This is a genomic window from Streptomyces sp. NPDC052721 (assembly GCF_040678315.1).
Lineage (GTDB): Bacteria > Actinomycetota > Actinomycetes > Streptomycetales > Streptomycetaceae > Streptomyces.
Genome location: NZ_JBFATL010000011.1, coordinates 72,697 through 87,844, shown reverse-complemented (window position 1 = coordinate 87,844; position 15,148 = coordinate 72,697). Strand labels below are relative to the sequence as shown.

The 15,148-nt window shown below is 73.4% G+C and carries 17 protein-coding genes and 1 pseudogene; 11 read left to right on the top strand and 7 right to left on the bottom strand.

The window, feature by feature from the left end; translation table 11 throughout:
• Positions 1-388: 388 nt before the first annotated feature.
• Positions 389-3,976 carry a BTAD domain-containing putative transcriptional regulator gene (locus AB0L21_RS13620; RefSeq protein ID WP_365784015.1) on the top strand — a complete coding sequence of 1,196 codons (3,588 nt, stop codon included), beginning with the start codon at positions 389-391 and terminating at the stop codon, positions 3,974-3,976.
• Positions 3,977-4,005: 29 nt separating this feature from the next.
• On the opposite strand, the gene AB0L21_RS13615 is transcribed toward AB0L21_RS13620, so the two are convergent.
• Both AB0L21_RS13615 and AB0L21_RS13610 read right to left on the bottom strand, forming a co-directional pair.
• Entirely contained in the window at positions 4,006-5,691 is a 1,686-nt protein-coding gene (locus tag AB0L21_RS13615; RefSeq protein WP_365699185.1) for a bifunctional 3'-5' exonuclease/DNA polymerase, read from the bottom strand.
• Positions 5,692-5,749: 58 nt separating this feature from the next.
• Positions 5,750-6,529, bottom strand: coding sequence for a Clp protease N-terminal domain-containing protein (locus AB0L21_RS13610; protein WP_365699187.1), 780 nt, complete (start codon positions 6,527-6,529; stop codon positions 5,750-5,752).
• 135 nt (positions 6,530-6,664) lie between these two features.
• Here AB0L21_RS13610 and AB0L21_RS13605 point away from each other — a divergent pair, with 135 nt between their 5' ends.
• Positions 6,665-7,774: a DUF2786 domain-containing protein gene (locus tag AB0L21_RS13605; protein ID WP_365784013.1), complete on the top strand. Its 1,110-nt coding sequence runs from the start codon at positions 6,665-6,667 to the stop codon at positions 7,772-7,774.
• 276 nt (positions 7,775-8,050) lie between these two features.
• Here AB0L21_RS13605 and AB0L21_RS13600 read toward each other — a convergent pair whose 3' ends face one another.
• The 4 genes from AB0L21_RS13600 to rpmB all read right to left on the bottom strand — a co-directional run bounded on the left by AB0L21_RS13600 (position 8,051) and on the right by rpmB (position 9,826).
• Complete coding sequence (locus AB0L21_RS13600; RefSeq protein ID WP_365784011.1) at positions 8,051-8,566, bottom strand: DUF4232 domain-containing protein; 516 nt, start codon at positions 8,564-8,566, stop codon at positions 8,051-8,053.
• Between the two features lie 134 nt (positions 8,567-8,700).
• Positions 8,701-9,162 carry a hypothetical protein gene (locus AB0L21_RS13595; RefSeq protein WP_365784135.1) on the bottom strand — a complete coding sequence of 154 codons (462 nt, stop codon included), beginning with the start codon at positions 9,160-9,162 and terminating at the stop codon, positions 8,701-8,703.
• Between the two features lie 122 nt (positions 9,163-9,284).
• Entirely contained in the window at positions 9,285-9,590 is a 306-nt protein-coding gene (rpsN, locus tag AB0L21_RS13590) for a 30S ribosomal protein S14 (protein ID WP_365699190.1), read from the bottom strand.
• Positions 9,590-9,826, bottom strand: a complete 237-nt coding sequence (gene rpmB / locus AB0L21_RS13585) for a 50S ribosomal protein L28 (protein ID WP_030981885.1) — start codon at positions 9,824-9,826, stop codon at positions 9,590-9,592. The genes rpsN and rpmB overlap by 1 nt, the downstream gene beginning before the upstream one ends.
• Before the next feature lie 61 nt (positions 9,827-9,887).
• Here rpmB and rpmG point away from each other — a divergent pair, with 61 nt between their 5' ends.
• The 8 genes and pseudogenes from rpmG (at position 9,888) to AB0L21_RS13545 (ending at position 13,335) form a co-directional block, all read left to right on the top strand.
• Complete coding sequence (gene rpmG, locus AB0L21_RS13580) at positions 9,888-10,052, top strand: 50S ribosomal protein L33 (protein ID WP_053656360.1); 165 nt, start codon at positions 9,888-9,890, stop codon at positions 10,050-10,052.
• Positions 10,053-10,060: 8 nt separating this feature from the next.
• Complete coding sequence (locus AB0L21_RS13575; RefSeq protein WP_365784009.1) at positions 10,061-10,324, top strand: type B 50S ribosomal protein L31; 264 nt, start codon at positions 10,061-10,063, stop codon at positions 10,322-10,324.
• Positions 10,321-11,553 carry a GTP-binding protein gene (locus AB0L21_RS13570; protein WP_365699192.1) on the top strand — a complete coding sequence of 411 codons (1,233 nt, stop codon included), beginning with the start codon at positions 10,321-10,323 and terminating at the stop codon, positions 11,551-11,553. Before AB0L21_RS13575 ends, AB0L21_RS13570 begins: the two co-directional genes overlap by 4 nt.
• Complete coding sequence (gene rpsR / locus AB0L21_RS13565; RefSeq protein ID WP_365699193.1) at positions 11,553-11,786, top strand: 30S ribosomal protein S18; 234 nt, start codon at positions 11,553-11,555, stop codon at positions 11,784-11,786. The genes AB0L21_RS13570 and rpsR overlap by 1 nt, the downstream gene beginning before the upstream one ends.
• A gap of 66 nt (positions 11,787-11,852) precedes the next feature.
• On the top strand, positions 11,853-12,227 hold the full coding sequence (locus AB0L21_RS13560; protein WP_365699194.1) for a VOC family protein: 375 nt from the start codon (positions 11,853-11,855) through the stop codon (positions 12,225-12,227).
• A 7-nt stretch (positions 12,228-12,234) separates the two neighbouring features.
• Positions 12,235-12,615: a metalloregulator ArsR/SmtB family transcription factor gene (locus AB0L21_RS13555; RefSeq protein ID WP_365784007.1), complete on the top strand. Its 381-nt coding sequence runs from the start codon at positions 12,235-12,237 to the stop codon at positions 12,613-12,615.
• Positions 12,612-12,872, top strand: a pseudogene (locus AB0L21_RS13550) (SRPBCC domain-containing protein); the annotation flags it as partial. The gene AB0L21_RS13555 and the pseudogene AB0L21_RS13550, both read left to right, overlap by 4 nt.
• A gap of 244 nt (positions 12,873-13,116) precedes the next feature.
• On the top strand, positions 13,117-13,335 hold the full coding sequence (locus AB0L21_RS13545) for a DUF397 domain-containing protein (RefSeq protein ID WP_048910258.1): 219 nt from the start codon (positions 13,117-13,119) through the stop codon (positions 13,333-13,335).
• A 110-nt stretch (positions 13,336-13,445) separates the two neighbouring features.
• Here AB0L21_RS13545 and AB0L21_RS13540 read toward each other — a convergent pair whose 3' ends face one another.
• Positions 13,446-13,940 carry an ATP-binding protein gene (locus tag AB0L21_RS13540; RefSeq protein WP_365699196.1) on the bottom strand — a complete coding sequence of 165 codons (495 nt, stop codon included), beginning with the start codon at positions 13,938-13,940 and terminating at the stop codon, positions 13,446-13,448.
• A 344-nt stretch (positions 13,941-14,284) separates the two neighbouring features.
• On the opposite strand from AB0L21_RS13540, the gene AB0L21_RS13535 reads away from it, so the two are divergent.
• Positions 14,285-15,109 (top strand): helix-turn-helix transcriptional regulator, encoded by an 825-nt coding sequence (locus tag AB0L21_RS13535; protein ID WP_365784133.1) that lies wholly within the window; start codon positions 14,285-14,287, stop codon positions 15,107-15,109.
• Positions 15,110-15,148 lie beyond the last annotated feature (39 nt).

The window sequence follows — 15,148 nt, the reverse complement described above, 5'->3', positions numbered from 1 at the left end:
CCGGGGCCCTTGTCGTCCCCGGATCCAGCCTGCGGCGACACTCCCCCGAGTTACGCGTGCTACGCGCGCGCCGTCGGGCCGAATCCGATGGAATGATCACATCAGGATTCGCCAACGGATCGCTAACATGTGGCCAACGGTTCGTCAGCGGACCGCGGAGCGGTTGGCCGGAAGTCGTCCGGCGGCAGCGGGAACGGCCCCTTCGCATGGGCGGATTCAGCTGCCGGACCGGCGGAGAGCCGGTTGGCCGGCCGCCGGTCGGCCAATGGGAGGAAGGTGGCGGGAAACCGCTGTGGACAGGGCGGAATTCCGCCAGGCAACGGCGGGTACACACCCGCCGTGGAGCGCGGTCGGGCCTGACCGCGCGGGAAGGCAGTGGAGCGGCGTGATGCGGCGGTGCGAGCTGCGCTTCGGACTGCTGGGACCGCCGGTCCTGTACGACCGACCGCCGTACGGGATCTCGTACGTCACCCCTCACGACACCTTCCCCGAAACCTCCGGCGCCTCTCCCGGAGCCCCCGGCGCCGCACCCGGGACCTCCGGTCCCCCCACCCCCCACCGTCCCGCCGAGAAGGCCGGCCACGACGCCCCCGACCACGGCGTCCGGGCCATCGGCAGCCCCAAGGTCCGCGCCCTGCTCGCCGCGCTGCTGCTGGAACCCGGCCGCGTCGTGTCGGTCGAGGCGCTGAAGGACGCGCTGTGGGGCGGCGCGCCGCCCGTCTCCGCGCAGGCCTCCCTGCACAACCACGTCACCCGGCTGCGCCGGCTCCTGGACGACCCCGAGCGGCTCAGGGCCGTACCGCCGGGCTACGTGCTGCGGGTCGACCACGGCGAACTGGACGTGCACGTCTTCGACGCACGGGTCGCCGAGGCGCGCGCCGCGCACGCCCGGCGCGACTGGCCGGGCGTCGTACGCGCCTGCGCCGCCGCGCTCGCGCTGTGGCGCGGCACGCCGCTCAGCGGGCTCCCCGCCGACATCGGCGGCTACGCCCTCGTACAGCGTCTGAGCGAGGCGCGGCTGCTTCTGCTGGAGCTGCGCTACGACGCCGAACTCGCCCTCGGTGGCGCCCGTTTGGCCGCGCTCGTCCCCGAGCTGACGGCCCTGGTCGCCGAACACCCGCTGCGCGAGGCGTACCACCGTCAGCTGATGCTCGCCCTGCACCGCACCGGCCGCCAGGCCGAGGCCCTCGCCGTCCACCGTGATCTGCGCGCCCGCCTGGTCGAGGAACTCGGCATCGAACCCGGCCCGGCGGTCCGCGAGGCGCATGTCGAGGTGCTGCGGGGGAGCGGTGAGGAGCAGCGGCGGGACCCGGAGTACGGCGACTCCCCGCGGCCGGCCGGACAGGGCGGACAGCCGCGCCGGGAGGGCGACTTGGCCGCCGACGATGACGTCGGCGACGGCAACGGCGACCGCACTGGTGCCGGCACCCCCAGCGGCACGGGTGCCGTCCCCGGCACCTTCAGCGGCACCGTCGGTGGTGCCGCGTCCCCGGTGTCCCAGGCGTCCCCTGCGTCGCCCTCCGCGGCCTCCGTGTCCCCCACGGCCTCCGCTTCCTCACGGGACGGTGAAGGGCCGGCCGTACGGCAGACCCCCCGTCCGGCCCAGCTGCCCGCCCCGCCGGCCCACTTCACCGGCCGTGCCGACGTGCGCCGCGAGCTGCGCCGCACGCTGACCGAGCCGCCCGCTCCGGGCCCCGCCGTCGCGGTGATCAGCGGTATGGCCGGCGTCGGCAAGAGCGCGCTGGCCCTGCATGTGGCCCATGAGTTGAGGGAACGTTTCACCGACGGTCAGCTCTACGTCAACCTGCACGGCGCCACCCCCGGCATGACCCCGCTGACCGTCACGCAGGCACTCGCCGCGCTGCTGCGCGACCTCGGCGCGGAGCCCCGGAACATCCCGGAACACCCGGATGCGGCCGCCGCGTTGCTCCGCTCGCTGCTCGCGCCCGCGCGCATCCTGCTGGTGCTGGACGACGCGGCGAACGCCGCCCAGGTACGGCCCCTGCTGCCGGCCGGGCCCGGCTGCGCGGTGATCGTCACCAGCCGCTCGCCGCTCACCGCGCTCGACGGCGCCCGCCGCTTCCCGCTCTCCCCGCTGACCGGCGAGGACAGCGCGGCCCTGCTGCGCGCGGTGAGCGGGCGCGCGGGGCTGGACGCCGGCCACGCGCTGGTCGAGCTGACCGGCCGGCTCCCGCTGGCGCTGCGCGTGGTCGCCGCCCGGCTCGCGGCCCGCCGGGCCCTGACCCCGGACGTCCTGGCCGGCCAACTCGCCGAGACCGGCGGGCGGTTGCGTCACCTGGAGTACGACGACCTGAGCGTCCGCCGCTCCCTGGCCGTCGCCCACGACGCGCTCGCCGCCGCCGAGCGCGAGGCCGACCGGGACGCGGCCCTCGCCCTGCGCCACATCGGCGCGCTCGACCTGCCCACCTACGGCGCCCCGCTGATCGCCCGCCTCACCGGCACGGACGAGCGCCGCGCCGAGGCCGCCCTGGACCGCCTGGTCGACGTCGCCCTCCTGGAGGAAACGGCGTACGGCCGCTACGCGCCCCACGACCTGGTCCGCGACTTCGCCCGCGAACTGGCCGACGCCGCCCCGAGGCCCGCCGCGTCCCCGGCCGCCGGCACGGCAGGGACGGACGGCCTGGGCCGGGCTCCCGCGCCGGCCGGGGACGGGTTCTCCGCGCAGACTCCCGGCACCGCGGGCAACGGCGCGTCCAGCACCGCCGATGCCGACGGCAGCGTCGGAACCGCCGACCCCGACCGCACATCCCGTGCCGACGCCGCCCCTGCGATCCCCGCTCACACACCCCGTCCCGGCCCCGCCCCCGCCGTCCCCGACCTGACCGCCCTCCGCTGGTACGCCGCCATGGCCGAGCGGGTGCTGACGGCGATCGTGGAGCCCGGGCTCGATCAGGACGACCGGCGGCGGCCGACCTCCGCGCAGCCGGCGGGGCACGCGGCGGACGTGGCGGCCCTGGCGCCCTTCGAGTCGGCCGAGGAGGCCTTCGCCTGGGGGGAACTGGAGCTGGAGAACGTCGTCACGCTGGTGGCACGCAACGCCGGCACCGACGATCCGCGCACGGCCGCCCCTCTCTCAGCGCTCGTACGGCTGCTCTTCCCCTATGTGCAGCGCAGCGGCCGGGTCGCCGAGATGGAGGTGCTGGGGCGGGCCGCGCTCGGTGCCGCGCGGCGGCTCGGGGACCCGGAGGCCGAGGCGTACGCGCTGGGCGACCTCGCGGGCCTGCACTTCCTGACCGGCCGGCAGAACGACGCCCTCGCCCTCACCGACCAGGCCCTGGAGATCTGGGGGCGGCTGGGCACGGCCTCCCGGATCCGGCGCTGCCTGAACAATCGCGGGCTGCTGCTGGAGGGGCTGGGGCGGTTCGAGGAGTCGGGGGAGGCACTGCGGCACAGCCTCGCCTACTCGCGGCTGCTGAACGACCCGTACGGCGAGGCCGTCACCCGCAGCCATCTGGGCAACCTCTACGAGCACACCGACCCGCGCGCCGCCATCGAGCAGCACCGGCGCTCGCTGGCCATCGGGGACGAGATCGGTGCCGTCATCGTGCAGCACTCGGCGCACTGCAACATCGGCTACGCCCATCTCACCCTCGGCGAACCGGCGGAAGCCGCCCGGCACTTCGAGGAGAGCCTGCGCATCCTCGGCGGTCACGGCGACTGGCACGGCGAGTCCCAGACCCGGCTCGGCCTGGTCCGCGCGCTGCGGCAGCTGGGGCAGAGCGAGCGGGCGGCGGACGAGTGCGCTGAGCTGCTGCGCCGGGCCGACGCCCGCGCCGACCGGTACATGGGCGGGCTGGCCCTGCACCAGCACGGGTTCCTGCTGCGCGAGCGGGGGCGGCGGGCGGAGGCGTACGACGCCTGGCGCGCGGCGCGCGAGGCGCTGGACGGCACGGACGAGCAGGCGGTCCTGGCGGAGCTGCGGGAGCTGCTGAGCGACGGCTCGGCCGCCTGGTGAGCCGTCGTGCACCCACGACGTGACAGGCGCTACTTGGCGTCGGCATAGCACTCCACCACCGCCGTCGTGAACGGGAACCGCACCGGTGTGTCGCCGAAGGTCAGCCGGCCGGCGAGGGCGGCGGACTCGCGGATGGCCTGGACGACGGCGTCGGCCTCCTCGGCGGGGCAGTGCACGATCACCTCGTCGTGCTGGAAGAAGACCAGCTCGGCCTTCAGCTCCGCGCACGCCCGGCGCAGCGCGGCGAGCAGCAGCAGGGCCCAGTCGGCGGCGCTGCCCTGCACGACGAAGTTCCGCGCGAAGCGGCCGCGTGCGCGGGAGTCGGTCGACGCGTGACCGGGGCTCCAGCCGGTCTGGCCCTCCGGTTCCTCCTCGCCGACGGGGATGCCCGCCTCCTCCGCCGCGTCCTCGCCCGCCCGGGCGGCCGGCGGGCAGGTGCGGCCCAGCCAGGTGCGCACCAGCCGGCCCTCCTCGCCCGCGCGGGCCGCCTCGTCGACGTAGGCGACGGCCTTGGGGAAGCGGCGGCGCAGCGCGGCGAGGTTCTTCAGGCCGTCCCCGGAGGTCTGGCCGTAGATCGCGCCGAGCACGGCGAGTTTGGCCTGGTTCCGGTCGCCGGAGAAGGCGTGGTCGGAGACCGACTGGTAGAGGTCGCTCTCGCGGCCGGCCACCTCCATCAGGCCGGGGTCGCGGGAGATCGCGGCCAGTACGCGCGGCTCCATCTGGTCGGCGTCGGCCACCACGAGCCGCCAGCCGGGGTCGGCGACGACGGCCCGGCGGATCACCTTGGGGATCTGCAGCGCGCCCCCGCCGTTGGTCACCCAGCGCCCGGTGACCGTGCCGCCGGCCAGGAACTCGGGGCGGAAGCGGCCGTCGCGAACCCAGTCCTGGAGCCAGGACCAGCCGTGTGCCACCCAGATGCGGTACAGCTTCTTGTACTCCAGCAGGGGTTCGACGGCCGGGTGGTCGACGGACCGGATCTCCCAGCGGCGGGTGGACTTCACCTTGATCCCGGCCTGCGCGAAAGCCTTGATCACGTCGGCGGGCAGATCGGGCCGCACCCGGCGGCCGAAGGCGGCGGACACCTCGTCGGCCAGCTCGGCGAGGCGGCGCGGCTCGCCGCCGCCCGCGTACCGCTCGCCGAGCAGGTCGTGCAGCAGCTCGCGGTGGACCTCGGCGCTCCAGGGCAGCCCCGCGTGGTTCATCTCGGCGGCGACCAGCATCCCGGCCGACTCGGCCGCGGTCAGCAGCCGCATGCGGTCGGGGTGGGCGGTCTTCTCGTGCCGCCGCACCTGGTCGGCGTAGACCGCGAGCAGGTCCGGCAGGGGCAGGTGCCTGCCGACGGGCTCGAACAGCGGGGACTGGGCGCTCGGGTCGGCCGCGCGCTGCGGCGGGTCGGGCGGGACGGGGCCGCCGCGGAGGCGGGCCAGGGCGGCGGCGGCCGAACGTGGCTCGCCGTACCGCCCCTCGTGGCCCAGCAGGAGGGCTTCGGCGTCCTCGATGTCGTAGCACCGCTCCACTCGCACCCCCGTGGCGAGCAGTCGCGGGTAGACCTCGGGGGTCGACCGCCACACCCAGCGCGTCACCTCCGGGCGGCTCCGCACCGCCGCGGCGAGATCGCTCTCCCGCCGCACCGGTCCGGCGGGCAGCCCGTCCGGGCCGAGGGGGGCGACGTCCACGCCTTCCTCGGCCGGTGCGAGCGCCCACCGGTCGGTCATGACTGCGAGTGTGGCAGGGGGGTCTGACAATCGCTCCTACCTGCGGATCCAGCCCGCTTCAGTCCTGGCTGGGCTCCTGGGCTCCGGTCGCCGACTCGGCTGCCGCGGCTGCTTCCCTCTTCTGCTCCAGCAGCAGTGACAGCACCTTGCCGACGTACTCCTCGGTGCCCGCCTTGGTGATGCCGAGGCCGCTGAGGACGCCCTGGCCGTTCTCGTGCTCCAGCAGGGCGAGCAGGAGGTGCTCGGTACCGATGTAGTTGTGGCCGAGCCGGAGCGCCTCGCGGAAGGTGAGTTCCAGGACCTTCTTGGCCTCGGGGCCGTAGGGGACGAGGTCGGGGACGTCGTCAGCCGCGGGCGGGAGCGCGGCGGTCGCGGCCTGGCGTACGGCGTCCAGCGGGACGCCCTGTGCGGTGATCGCCTTCGCGGCCAGGCCCTCCGGCTCGGCCAGCAGCCCGAGGAGCAGGTGCTCGGGGCGGCCCTCGGCGTTGCGGGCGGCCACCGCCTCGTTGTGCGCGGCCATGACCACGTTCCGTGCGCGGGGGGTATAGCGGCTGAAGCCCTGGCTGAGGTCGAGGTCGGCGGACTCCTTGGGCACGAACCGCTTCTGCGCCGCCTGACGGGTCACGCCCATGCTGCGCCCGATGTCGGTCCAGGAGGCGCCCGAGCGGCGGGCCTGGTCGACGAAGTGCCCGATCAGGTGGTCGGCCACGTCACCGAGGTGATCGGCGGCGATCACCGCGTCCTGGAGCTGGTCGAGGGGTTCGCTGTGAACCTTCTTGATCGCCTCGATGAGGTCGTCGAGGCGCACGGATGCCGTGATGTTGGGGTTGGTCGCCATAGTGTCAACCGTAGGTTGCGCTCCCTCGGGTGTCAACCGATGGTTGACACCTCCCCTCCTGGTCCACCGGACCGTTGTCCACAGCCTGTGGACAACGACCGCGCGCTGTCAGCGGGGCGTGGCACGATCGACAGCGTGACCAGCACTGCCAGCACCGTCGAACGGGCCTTCCGGGCCGCCCTCTACGACGACACCGACACGGGCCTCGACACGGGCGCCTCCCTGCTCGCCGCCGACCCGGGCGCCGACGCCGAACTCGCGCGGCGCGGCGAGGACTTCGTCGCGGCGGCCTGGCAGCGCGGCTGGCAGCCCGCCGACGTCGTACGGCTGGTGCGGCGCGAGCTGGACGACGCGCACGTCCGCCTGGCCGCCGCACTGATCCGGGCGCAGGCCGGGCGGGACCGCCCGCGCGGGCGCCGCTGGGCCGGCCAGCTCACGGCGCTGCCCGCCGGCCCCGAACGCACCGCCGACCGCTTCTCGCACGCCACGGCGGTCCTGGAGCTGTACCGCCTGCTGCTGCGCCTGCCCGCCCTGGAGCCCCTGGAGGACGAGCACCGGCGCGCCCCCGGCCCGGCCGCCTCCCGCATGCTCAGCCGCATCCGCGCGCTGCTCGCCAAGGCCGAGGCCACCGGCTATCCGGAGGAGGCCGAAGCGCTCAGCGCCAAGGCGCAGGAGCTGATGGCCCGGCACAGCGTCGACGAGGCGCTGCTCGCCGCCGGGGCGCCCGCGCCGGACGCGCCCGGCGCCTGCCGCATCGGCGTCGAGCCGCCGTACGAACAGGCCAAGGCGGTCCTGCTGGACGCGGTGGCCACGGCGAACCACTGCCGCGCGGTGTGGAACGAACCGCTCGCCTTCTCCACGGTCGTCGGCTTCGAGGCGGACCTGGAGGCGGTCGAACTGCTCTACACCTCGCTGCTGGTGCAGGCCACGCACGCGATGACGAGGGCGGAGGCCGCCCAGAGAGCCGGCGGGCGCAAGCGGACCAAGACCTTCCGGCAGTCGTTCCTCGCGGCCTACGCGCACCGCGTGGGCGACCGGCTCGCGGTCGCCGCCGAGACACAGGTGACCCAGGACCTGCTGCCCGTGCTGGCCACGCGTGAGACAGCCGTCACCGGCCGGCTGGAGCGCATGTTCCCGGAGACCACGACGACCCGGCTGCGGGGGGTCAGCGACGCGGCGGGCTGGACGGAGGGCGCACGCGCGGCGGACCGGGCACAGGTCCGGGCCCGCCCGCGCCTGGGGTGACGGCCAGTCACGGCCCGGCTTGGTCGCCGACCCTGCCCCTTGCCGCCCGGCCAGGTCGCCGATCTTTGCCTCGTGCCGCTCGGTTTGGTCGCCGACCCTGCCTCGTGCTGCTCGGCTTGGTCGCCGATCTTGCCTCGTGCTGCTCGGCTTGGTCGCCGATCTTGCCTCGTGCCGCCCGGCCTGGTCGCCGACCCCGCCCCTTGCCGCTCGGCCTGGCCCGCGACCTTGCCCCTCGCCGCCCCACCCGGTCGCCGACCCGCTCCCGTCTCGTCCCGCTCAGTCGCCCACCTGCTGGAAGGCGCTCACGGACGCGTCCGGGCCGCTCCCGTCGGCCTTGCCCGCGACCGGGCCGTAGTTCCAGGGGAAGGTCCGGCTGGTGTCCGAGCCGGGCAGGGTGATCTTCACGGTCTGCGCCGCGAGGGCGTTCTTGGCGCCCGCCTCGCCGCGTACGTAGCTGATCGAGAAGGACGCCGAGTCGCCCTTGGCGAGCTTCAGCTTCTGGGCCTTCGCGCCCTTGAGCACGGGCACACGGGCCGTGGAGCCGCCGCCGCTCAGTGCGACGTCCGGGAAGTCGTCCAGGGTGCAGGGGGTGCTCTGGTTGGTGATGCTGACCGGGATCTCGCCGGTGTCCCCGGCGGCCGGGGCCACGCTCGCCGCCCCGATCTGCAGCGAGACCCCGCCGATCTCGCAGGCGGAGCCGCTCTTGCCGTTCTTGTCCCCGCCGCTGTCGTTGCAGGCGGTCAGCAGCAGAGCGGCGGAGAGAGCGGTGACGGTGAGCGGAATGGCGCGCATGAGCAGGTTCCCATCGAGGTGGTGACGGTCTCCCCCGCATCATGGCCCCTGCGGCCGGGGCACGATCACGCGCCCCGGCACGATTCACCACTTCAGATGGTGTCTCGACGGCTTCGAAGGCTTTGAAGGCGTTCTCACTGCCGCACCGGAGCCGTCGGCAGTCCCGACGGCAGCTTCCCGCCCTCCGCCTTGGTGTACGTCTCCTGGCCCGTCCTGCCCGCCCAGGTCACCTTCAGCGTCGTATCGGTCACCGAGTCGACCATGCCGGTGGTGCGGCCCTTGTCGTCCCCGCCGGCACAGGTCAGACGGATCATCTGCATGCCGTCCTCGGCGCCCGCCGTCCCGCTGCACACGGTCCCGCCGGTCGCGAAGATCCCGGCCTTCTTCCCGGTGACCACCAGGGCCACGATCTTGCCGTCGGCGGTGGTGATCCAGCTGCCCTGGAGCCCGGCGGAGGCGCCGGCGGGGGAGTCCGCGCTCGGGGACGGGGCCGCGGTCGTGCTCGACGAGGGCGACGCCGAGGTGCCGTCCTCGCCCCCGGAACCGCCGCCGCCGCACGCCGTGAGCGCGAGCGCGCCGGCCAGTCCTGCGGCCAGCCCCGCGCCCCGCCGACGCGCCGTCGCCCGCACTCTCGCAGTCGCAGTAGTCACCGGAAGCTCCCTCAGCGATAGCGGCCGGCCGCCCTCGCCGGACGGCCCGCAGCGCAAGCTACCAGCAGTTACCAGGAGGACTTCCGGACGCCGGGCAGGAATCCCCGATGGGCGGACTCGCGCAGGTTGATCCGGGACAGGCCGAAGGCGCGCAGGTAGCCGCGCGGGCGGCCGTCGGCCTGGTCGCGGTTGCGGACGCGGGTGGCGCTGGCGTCCCGTGGCTGCCCGCGCAGTTCCCGCAGCGCGGCGTCCCGTTCGGCCTCGGGGGTGGAGGGCCGCCGGATGATCTCCTTCAGCTCCGCGCGGCGCTCGGCGTACCGGGCGACGATCTCCTTGCGCCGCTCGTTCTTCGCGATCTTGCTCTTCTTCGCCATCAGACCTTCACTCCCCGGGCGCGGATGCGGGCGACGGCCGCCTCGACGCCGATCGCGTCCACCGTCCTGACCGCCCGCGCGCTCAGCCGCAGCCGGACGTGGCGGCCCTCGCCGGGCAGCCAGTAGCGCTTGGTCTGGATGTTCGGGTCGAAGCGGCGGGAGGTGCGCCGGTGGGAGTGGGAGACGCGGTTGCCGAAGCCCGGCCGGGCCCCGGTGAGCATGCAGTGTGCGGACACGGTGACGTAGCTCTCCTCAGGCGTAGCTGTTAATGGAATTCATTTTCAGTAAGATAGCAGCATGGCACGCAACGAACTCCGTCCGGTGATCAGGCTCCGGTCCACCGCCGGGACCGGCTACACCTACGTGACCCGCAAGAACCGCCGCAACGACCCGGACCGTATGACGCTGCGCAAGTACGACCCCGTCGCCGGCCGGCACGCCGACTTCCGAGAGGAGCGCTGAACCCCGCCATGCGCAAGGGAATCCACCCGGAGTACGGGCCGGTCGTCTTCCGCGACCGCGCCGCGAACCACGCCTTCCTCACCCGCTCCACGCTCGCCGGCGCGCAGACCGGCAAGACGATCGAGTGGGAGGACGGTGCCGCCTACCCGGTGGTCGACGTCGAGATCTCGAACGTCAGCCACCCCTTCTACACCGGTACCGCGCGCGTGCTGGACACCGCCGGGCGCGTGGAGCGCTTCGAGCGCCGGTACGGAAAGCGGGGCGGGGCGTGAGCCTGTCGGTGGCCGTCGTGGCCGGGCTGCACACCGCCGCCCGCACGGCGGCCGTCGACCGGCTGCTCGCCGACGTCCCCGGCGGCGTCGCCCTCCACCACGACCTCGCGACGGCCGCCGCCGGCACGGTCGTACGGACGGTCCGCGACCGCCACGGCGTCCTGTCCACCGGTGAGACGCCCCTGGTCAACGACTGCGCGTGCTGCGCGTTGCGCGAGGACCTGGTGCCCGAGCTGCGCCGGCTCGCCGACGCCGGTACGACCCGGCTCGCGATCGTGGAGCTGTGGGACTCGGTCGAGCCCAAGGCGATGGCCGAGGTGATCGCGTCCGGCGGGCTGACCGTCACGTCCGTGATCACCGCCGTGGATCCGGCGCTGGTGCTGCCGTACCTGGGCAACGGCGACGACCTGGCCGAGGCCGGGCTCGCCGCGGCGGCCACCGACCGGCGCACGGTCGCCGACACCTTCGCCCGGCAGCTGGAGTACGCCCCGGTGCTCGCCGTCGCCGACTCCCCGGAGGCCGACGACGAGGACCACGAACTGCTCGCCCAGCTGCACCCGACGGCCCGCCGTGTCCCCATCGGCGGGCGCCCGCAGTCCCCGGTTCCGACCGGCCGAGACCCGCAGGCCCCGGCTGTGGCCGGCACACGCGAGCAGTCCCCGGCGCCGATCGGCACAACCGCGCAGCCCCCGGCGCCACTCGCCCGCGCCGCCCTCGCCGGATTCGACGTGGACGCCGCGGCGGCCGCCCAGCACCCGGCCTGCGCGCTGCTGCCCCAGGAGGCCGACGGTCACGGTGTCTCCACCCTGGTCTGGCGCCGGCACCGGCCCTTCCATCCGGAGCGGCTGTACGCGGCGCTGGAGGATCTGACCTGCGCCGCCGCGCGCAGCCGGGGCCGGTTCTGGCTCGCCGAGAGGCCGGACACGCTGCTGCACTGGGACGCGGCCGGCGGGGCGCTGTGCGTGGAGAGCGCGGGGCCCTGGCTGGCCGCGCTGCCGGACGCGGCCTGGGCGATGGTGCCGCCGGTGCGGCGGGCCGCGGCCGCCCTGGACTGGCATCCGGAGCACGGCGACCGCTGCAATCACCTCGTGTTCACCTCGCCCGCCCTCGACCGTGACGGACTCGCGGACCTGCTGGAGTCCTGTCTGCTCACCGATGCCGAGTACGCCGCCGGGCGGGACTCCTGGAAGAAGCTCCCGCCCGCCTTCGACACCCTGCTGGAGGCCTGATGCCGCGCAAGAACGACCGCAAGCCCACCCGCGACCGCCCCAGCCCCCTGGACCAGGCGGGCGTGACCTACATCGACTACAAGGACACCGAGCTCCTCCGGAAGTTCATCTCGGACCGGGGCAAGATCCGCAGCCGGCGGGTCACCCGGGTCACGGCCCAGCAGCAGCGACTGCTGGCACGGGCGGTCAAGAACGCGCGGGAGATGGCGCTCCTGCCGTATGCCGGGCGCTGACCAGCGGACGCGTAGGAATTTCCCTACCCTTGACCGGTAGGGAGCTTCCTACCTATGGTCGGCCGCATGAACATCACGCACGCCTCCTTCGTCACCCTCCCCGTCGCCGACCAGGACCGCGCCCTGCGCTTCTACCGCGACGTCCTCGGCTTCGAGGTCACCGCCGACCGGGAGATGCCCCAGGGCCGCTGGCTCCAGGTGGCCCCCCAGGGCGCCCAGACCGTCTTCACGCTCTCCGGGCCCGGCATGGGCGGTTTCGAGCCCGGTTCGGCGCGGGGGATCATGTTGGTCACGACCGATGTCGACGCCGACTGCGCCCGGCTGGCCGCGGCCGGCGCCCAGGTGCAGGGGCCGGACGACGTCCCCTGGGGGCGGATGGCCTCCTTCACCGACCCCGACGGCAACGGTCTGATGCTGCTGACGGAGAAGGAAGGCTTCTGACCGCTCGATGAACGGGACGGGTACCGCCGCCGAGGACCGCGTATTCGCCGCGCTCGCCAACGCCACCCGCCGCGAGGTGCTGCGGCTGCTGCGCGAGCGCGGGCCGCAGCCCGTACAGGCGCTGGCCGACCACTTCGACATGCGCCGCCCGAGCCTCTCGGAACACCTCAAGGTGCTCCGGGAGGCCGGCCTCGTCTCCGAGCAGCGCTCCGGACGGCAGCGCATCTACCGCCTCGAAGCGGCTCCGCTCGCCGTTGTGCGGGACTGGCTCCGTCCCTACGAGCGGTTCCGGTGCGAGCGGGTGGAGGGCCTCGGCGCTCTCCTCGGCCGCGTGCCCGACGATGAACAGTCATCGGTCCAGCACCCGGACCTGACGCGGACGACCTGACCACGATCCGCGTCGTCCGCCGGCGGATGCCCGGCGCCGAGGATTTCCGGCTCCCGGTCGGCCACCGGTACCGGATGACCTCCGTCCCCCGTCCCCACTCCCGCTCATCGGGCGTCGTAGAGGTGGAGGTGCCGGCCTACGACACCGAGCGGATGCTGTCCCTCCGCTGGGCGGATGCCGATCCGGCCGACCCGCCCGACGGGACGATCACCTGGACCCTGGAACATGAGGGGCGCGGTACGCGTCTCTTCCTAGTGGCATGTCCTGCCTGCTCTTGGGCAGAGGCTGGAACAGCTTCGGTAAAGCGGACGTCAAGACTGTAACCGCGGCACCACTCCGCGTGCACGTGCATTTGCTCAAGCATCTGCACGTGAACAGAGTTATGATCCGGGTCAGTTGACTACAGCATCTATGGCCTCACCAGCCAGTGCACCACTCGGGGAGCGACCTGTGGACCGCGACGTTGACGGCGTGTACGGGGGGTACGACGTGTACAACGGCATGGCTGCCACGCAGCTGGACGGAGTGGCCTGGCAGAAGAGCAGGCACAGCAACTCGCAGGGCTCCTGCGTGGAGTTCGCGCGGCTGCCGGGCGGTGAGGTCGCCGTACGCAACTCGCGCTTCCCGGACGGGCCGGCGCTCGTCTACACGCGCGCGGAGATCGAGGCGATGCTCCTGGGCGTCAAGGACGGCGAGTTCGACCATCTGATAGCGAGCTGACGTCGGCACTCCGCTCGTGCCGCGCCACTGGCAACGATGTCGGCAGGGCGGACTGCGCACAGACCGGTGGACGCGCGTAGAAACCGCGCGTCCGCCGGTGCCGTACCGGATCAGCCGGCCGTGTGCAGCCGGAACAGCGCCCAGACCACCTTGCCGTCGAGCGTGCCCGCGAGCGGGTGCCAGCCCCAGCTGTCGGCGAAGGAGTCGACCAGGAACAGCCCGCGGCCCGACTCGGCCGAGAAGTCGTCCGAGTCCTGCGGGACCGGGGTCTCGTGACTCGGGTCGCGCACCGCGCACACCAGCCGCTCGGTCCAGCGCATCAGGTGCAGCCGCACGGACGGGTGCTCGTCGTCCCGGCGCGGCGCGCCCGGCACCGCGTGGCGCAGCGCGTTGGTGACGAGTTCGGAGACGACGAGGCAGATGTCGTCGAAGCGGTCACCTACGTCCCACTGCTCCAGGGTGCGCCGGGTGAAGCGCCGGGCCTCGCGCACCGCCTCGAACCGGGCGGGCAGGGCACAGGAGGCGGCATCGGACACGGCCGCGGGATCCAGCGGCGGAAGGCCCTGCCGTAACGGCTTGAGCATGGTCGATCCATTCGTCCCCATGCGAGGCACTCCCGGGAATTCGCGGTCGTTGCGATGCAGCGGTGGCGCGGCACCATGGTTTCGGATGCGCACAGCAGATGCAAGGGCAGATGCACGTGCACGCGACCGAAATGGCACCGCCCGTACCGCTTCTTGGCCATTTTTTCTGCCATCTTCACGAGGTTCCCGCCAGAGGTCCGGACCTCTTCCCGGTCCGCACCCGGTGGAAACGGGCGGGCTCTTTCCGTTTCCGTAACCGGACGAGTACTGCTCGAAGTGTTTTAGTGGCAGACTTCGGCCCCTGAAGACGGTTGGGGAGGCTGGCGAAAGTGAGCGCGGGAGAGCCCGGATCGGTGGTGCGGCGGATGCTGCTCGGCTCGCAACTCAGGCGACTGCGGGAAGCGCGGGGCATCACGCGCGAGGCGGCGGGGTACTCGATCCGCGCCTCGGAGTCGAAGATCAGCCGGATGGAGCTGGGCCGGGTGAGCTTCAAGACGAGGGACGTCGAGGATCTGCTGACGCTGTACGGCATCACGGACGAGACGGAGCGCGAGTCGCTGCTCTCCCTCGCCCGGGAGGCCAACGTGGCGGGCTGGTGGCACAGTTACACCGACGTCCTGCCCAGCTGGTTCCCCACCTATGTGGGCCTGGAGGGCGCCGCCTCGCTGATCCGCGTCTACGAGGTGCAGTTCGTGCACGGTCTGCTGCAGACCGAGGAGTACGCCCGCGCGGTGGTCCGGCGCGGCATGAAGGGCGCGAGCGTCGCCGACGTCGAACGCCGGGTCGCGCTGCGCCTGGAGCGGCAGAAGTACCTGTTCGCCGACAACGCCCCCGAGTTCCACATCGTCCTGGACGAGGCCGCCCTGCGCCGCCCCTACGGGGACCGCGAGGTGATGCGCGGCCAGCTCCAGCACCTGATCGACATCTCCGAGCGGCCCAACGTACGGCTCCAGATCATGCCGTTCAGCTTCGGCGGGCACTCCGGGGAGAGCGGCGCCTTCACCATCCTCAGCTTCCCCGAGTCCGACCTGTCCGACGTGGTCTACCTGGAACAGCTGACCAGCGCCCTCTACCTGGACAAGCGCGAGGACGTCGCCCAGTACGAGCAGGCCCTGAAGGAACTGCAGCAGGACAGCCCCGGACCGGACGAGAGCCGTGACCTCCTCCGCGGTCTTCTGCAACTCTCCTGACGAGCCCCAACTAGGTTGACCCACAAGTAGGATGACGTC

Bases quoted from the DNA above. Each gene is read 5' to 3' on its own strand.
- AB0L21_RS13620 (WP_365784015.1), top strand. From the start codon at position 389: ATGCGGCGGTGCGAGCTGCGCTTCGGACTGCTGGGACCGCCGGTCCTG.
- AB0L21_RS13615 (WP_365699185.1), bottom strand. From the start codon at position 5,691: ATGACCGACCGGTGGGCGCTCGCACCGGCCGAGGAAGGCGTGGACGTC.
- AB0L21_RS13610 (WP_365699187.1), bottom strand. From the start codon at position 6,529: ATGGCGACCAACCCCAACATCACGGCATCCGTGCGCCTCGACGACCTC.
- AB0L21_RS13600 (WP_365784011.1), bottom strand. From the start codon at position 8,566: ATGCGCGCCATTCCGCTCACCGTCACCGCTCTCTCCGCCGCTCTGCTG.
- rpsN (WP_365699190.1), bottom strand. From the start codon at position 9,590: ATGGCGAAGAAGAGCAAGATCGCGAAGAACGAGCGGCGCAAGGAGATC.
- rpmG (WP_053656360.1), top strand. From the start codon at position 9,888: ATGGCACGCAACGAACTCCGTCCGGTGATCAGGCTCCGGTCCACCGCC.
- AB0L21_RS13575 (WP_365784009.1), top strand. From the start codon at position 10,061: ATGCGCAAGGGAATCCACCCGGAGTACGGGCCGGTCGTCTTCCGCGAC.
- rpsR (WP_365699193.1), top strand. From the start codon at position 11,553: ATGCCGCGCAAGAACGACCGCAAGCCCACCCGCGACCGCCCCAGCCCC.
- AB0L21_RS13560 (WP_365699194.1), top strand. From the start codon at position 11,853: ATGAACATCACGCACGCCTCCTTCGTCACCCTCCCCGTCGCCGACCAG.
- AB0L21_RS13555 (WP_365784007.1), top strand. From the start codon at position 12,235: ATGAACGGGACGGGTACCGCCGCCGAGGACCGCGTATTCGCCGCGCTC.
- AB0L21_RS13545 (WP_048910258.1), top strand. From the start codon at position 13,117: ATGGCTGCCACGCAGCTGGACGGAGTGGCCTGGCAGAAGAGCAGGCAC.
- AB0L21_RS13540 (WP_365699196.1), bottom strand. From the start codon at position 13,940: ATGGGGACGAATGGATCGACCATGCTCAAGCCGTTACGGCAGGGCCTT.
- AB0L21_RS13535 (WP_365784133.1), top strand. From the start codon at position 14,285: ATGCTGCTCGGCTCGCAACTCAGGCGACTGCGGGAAGCGCGGGGCATC.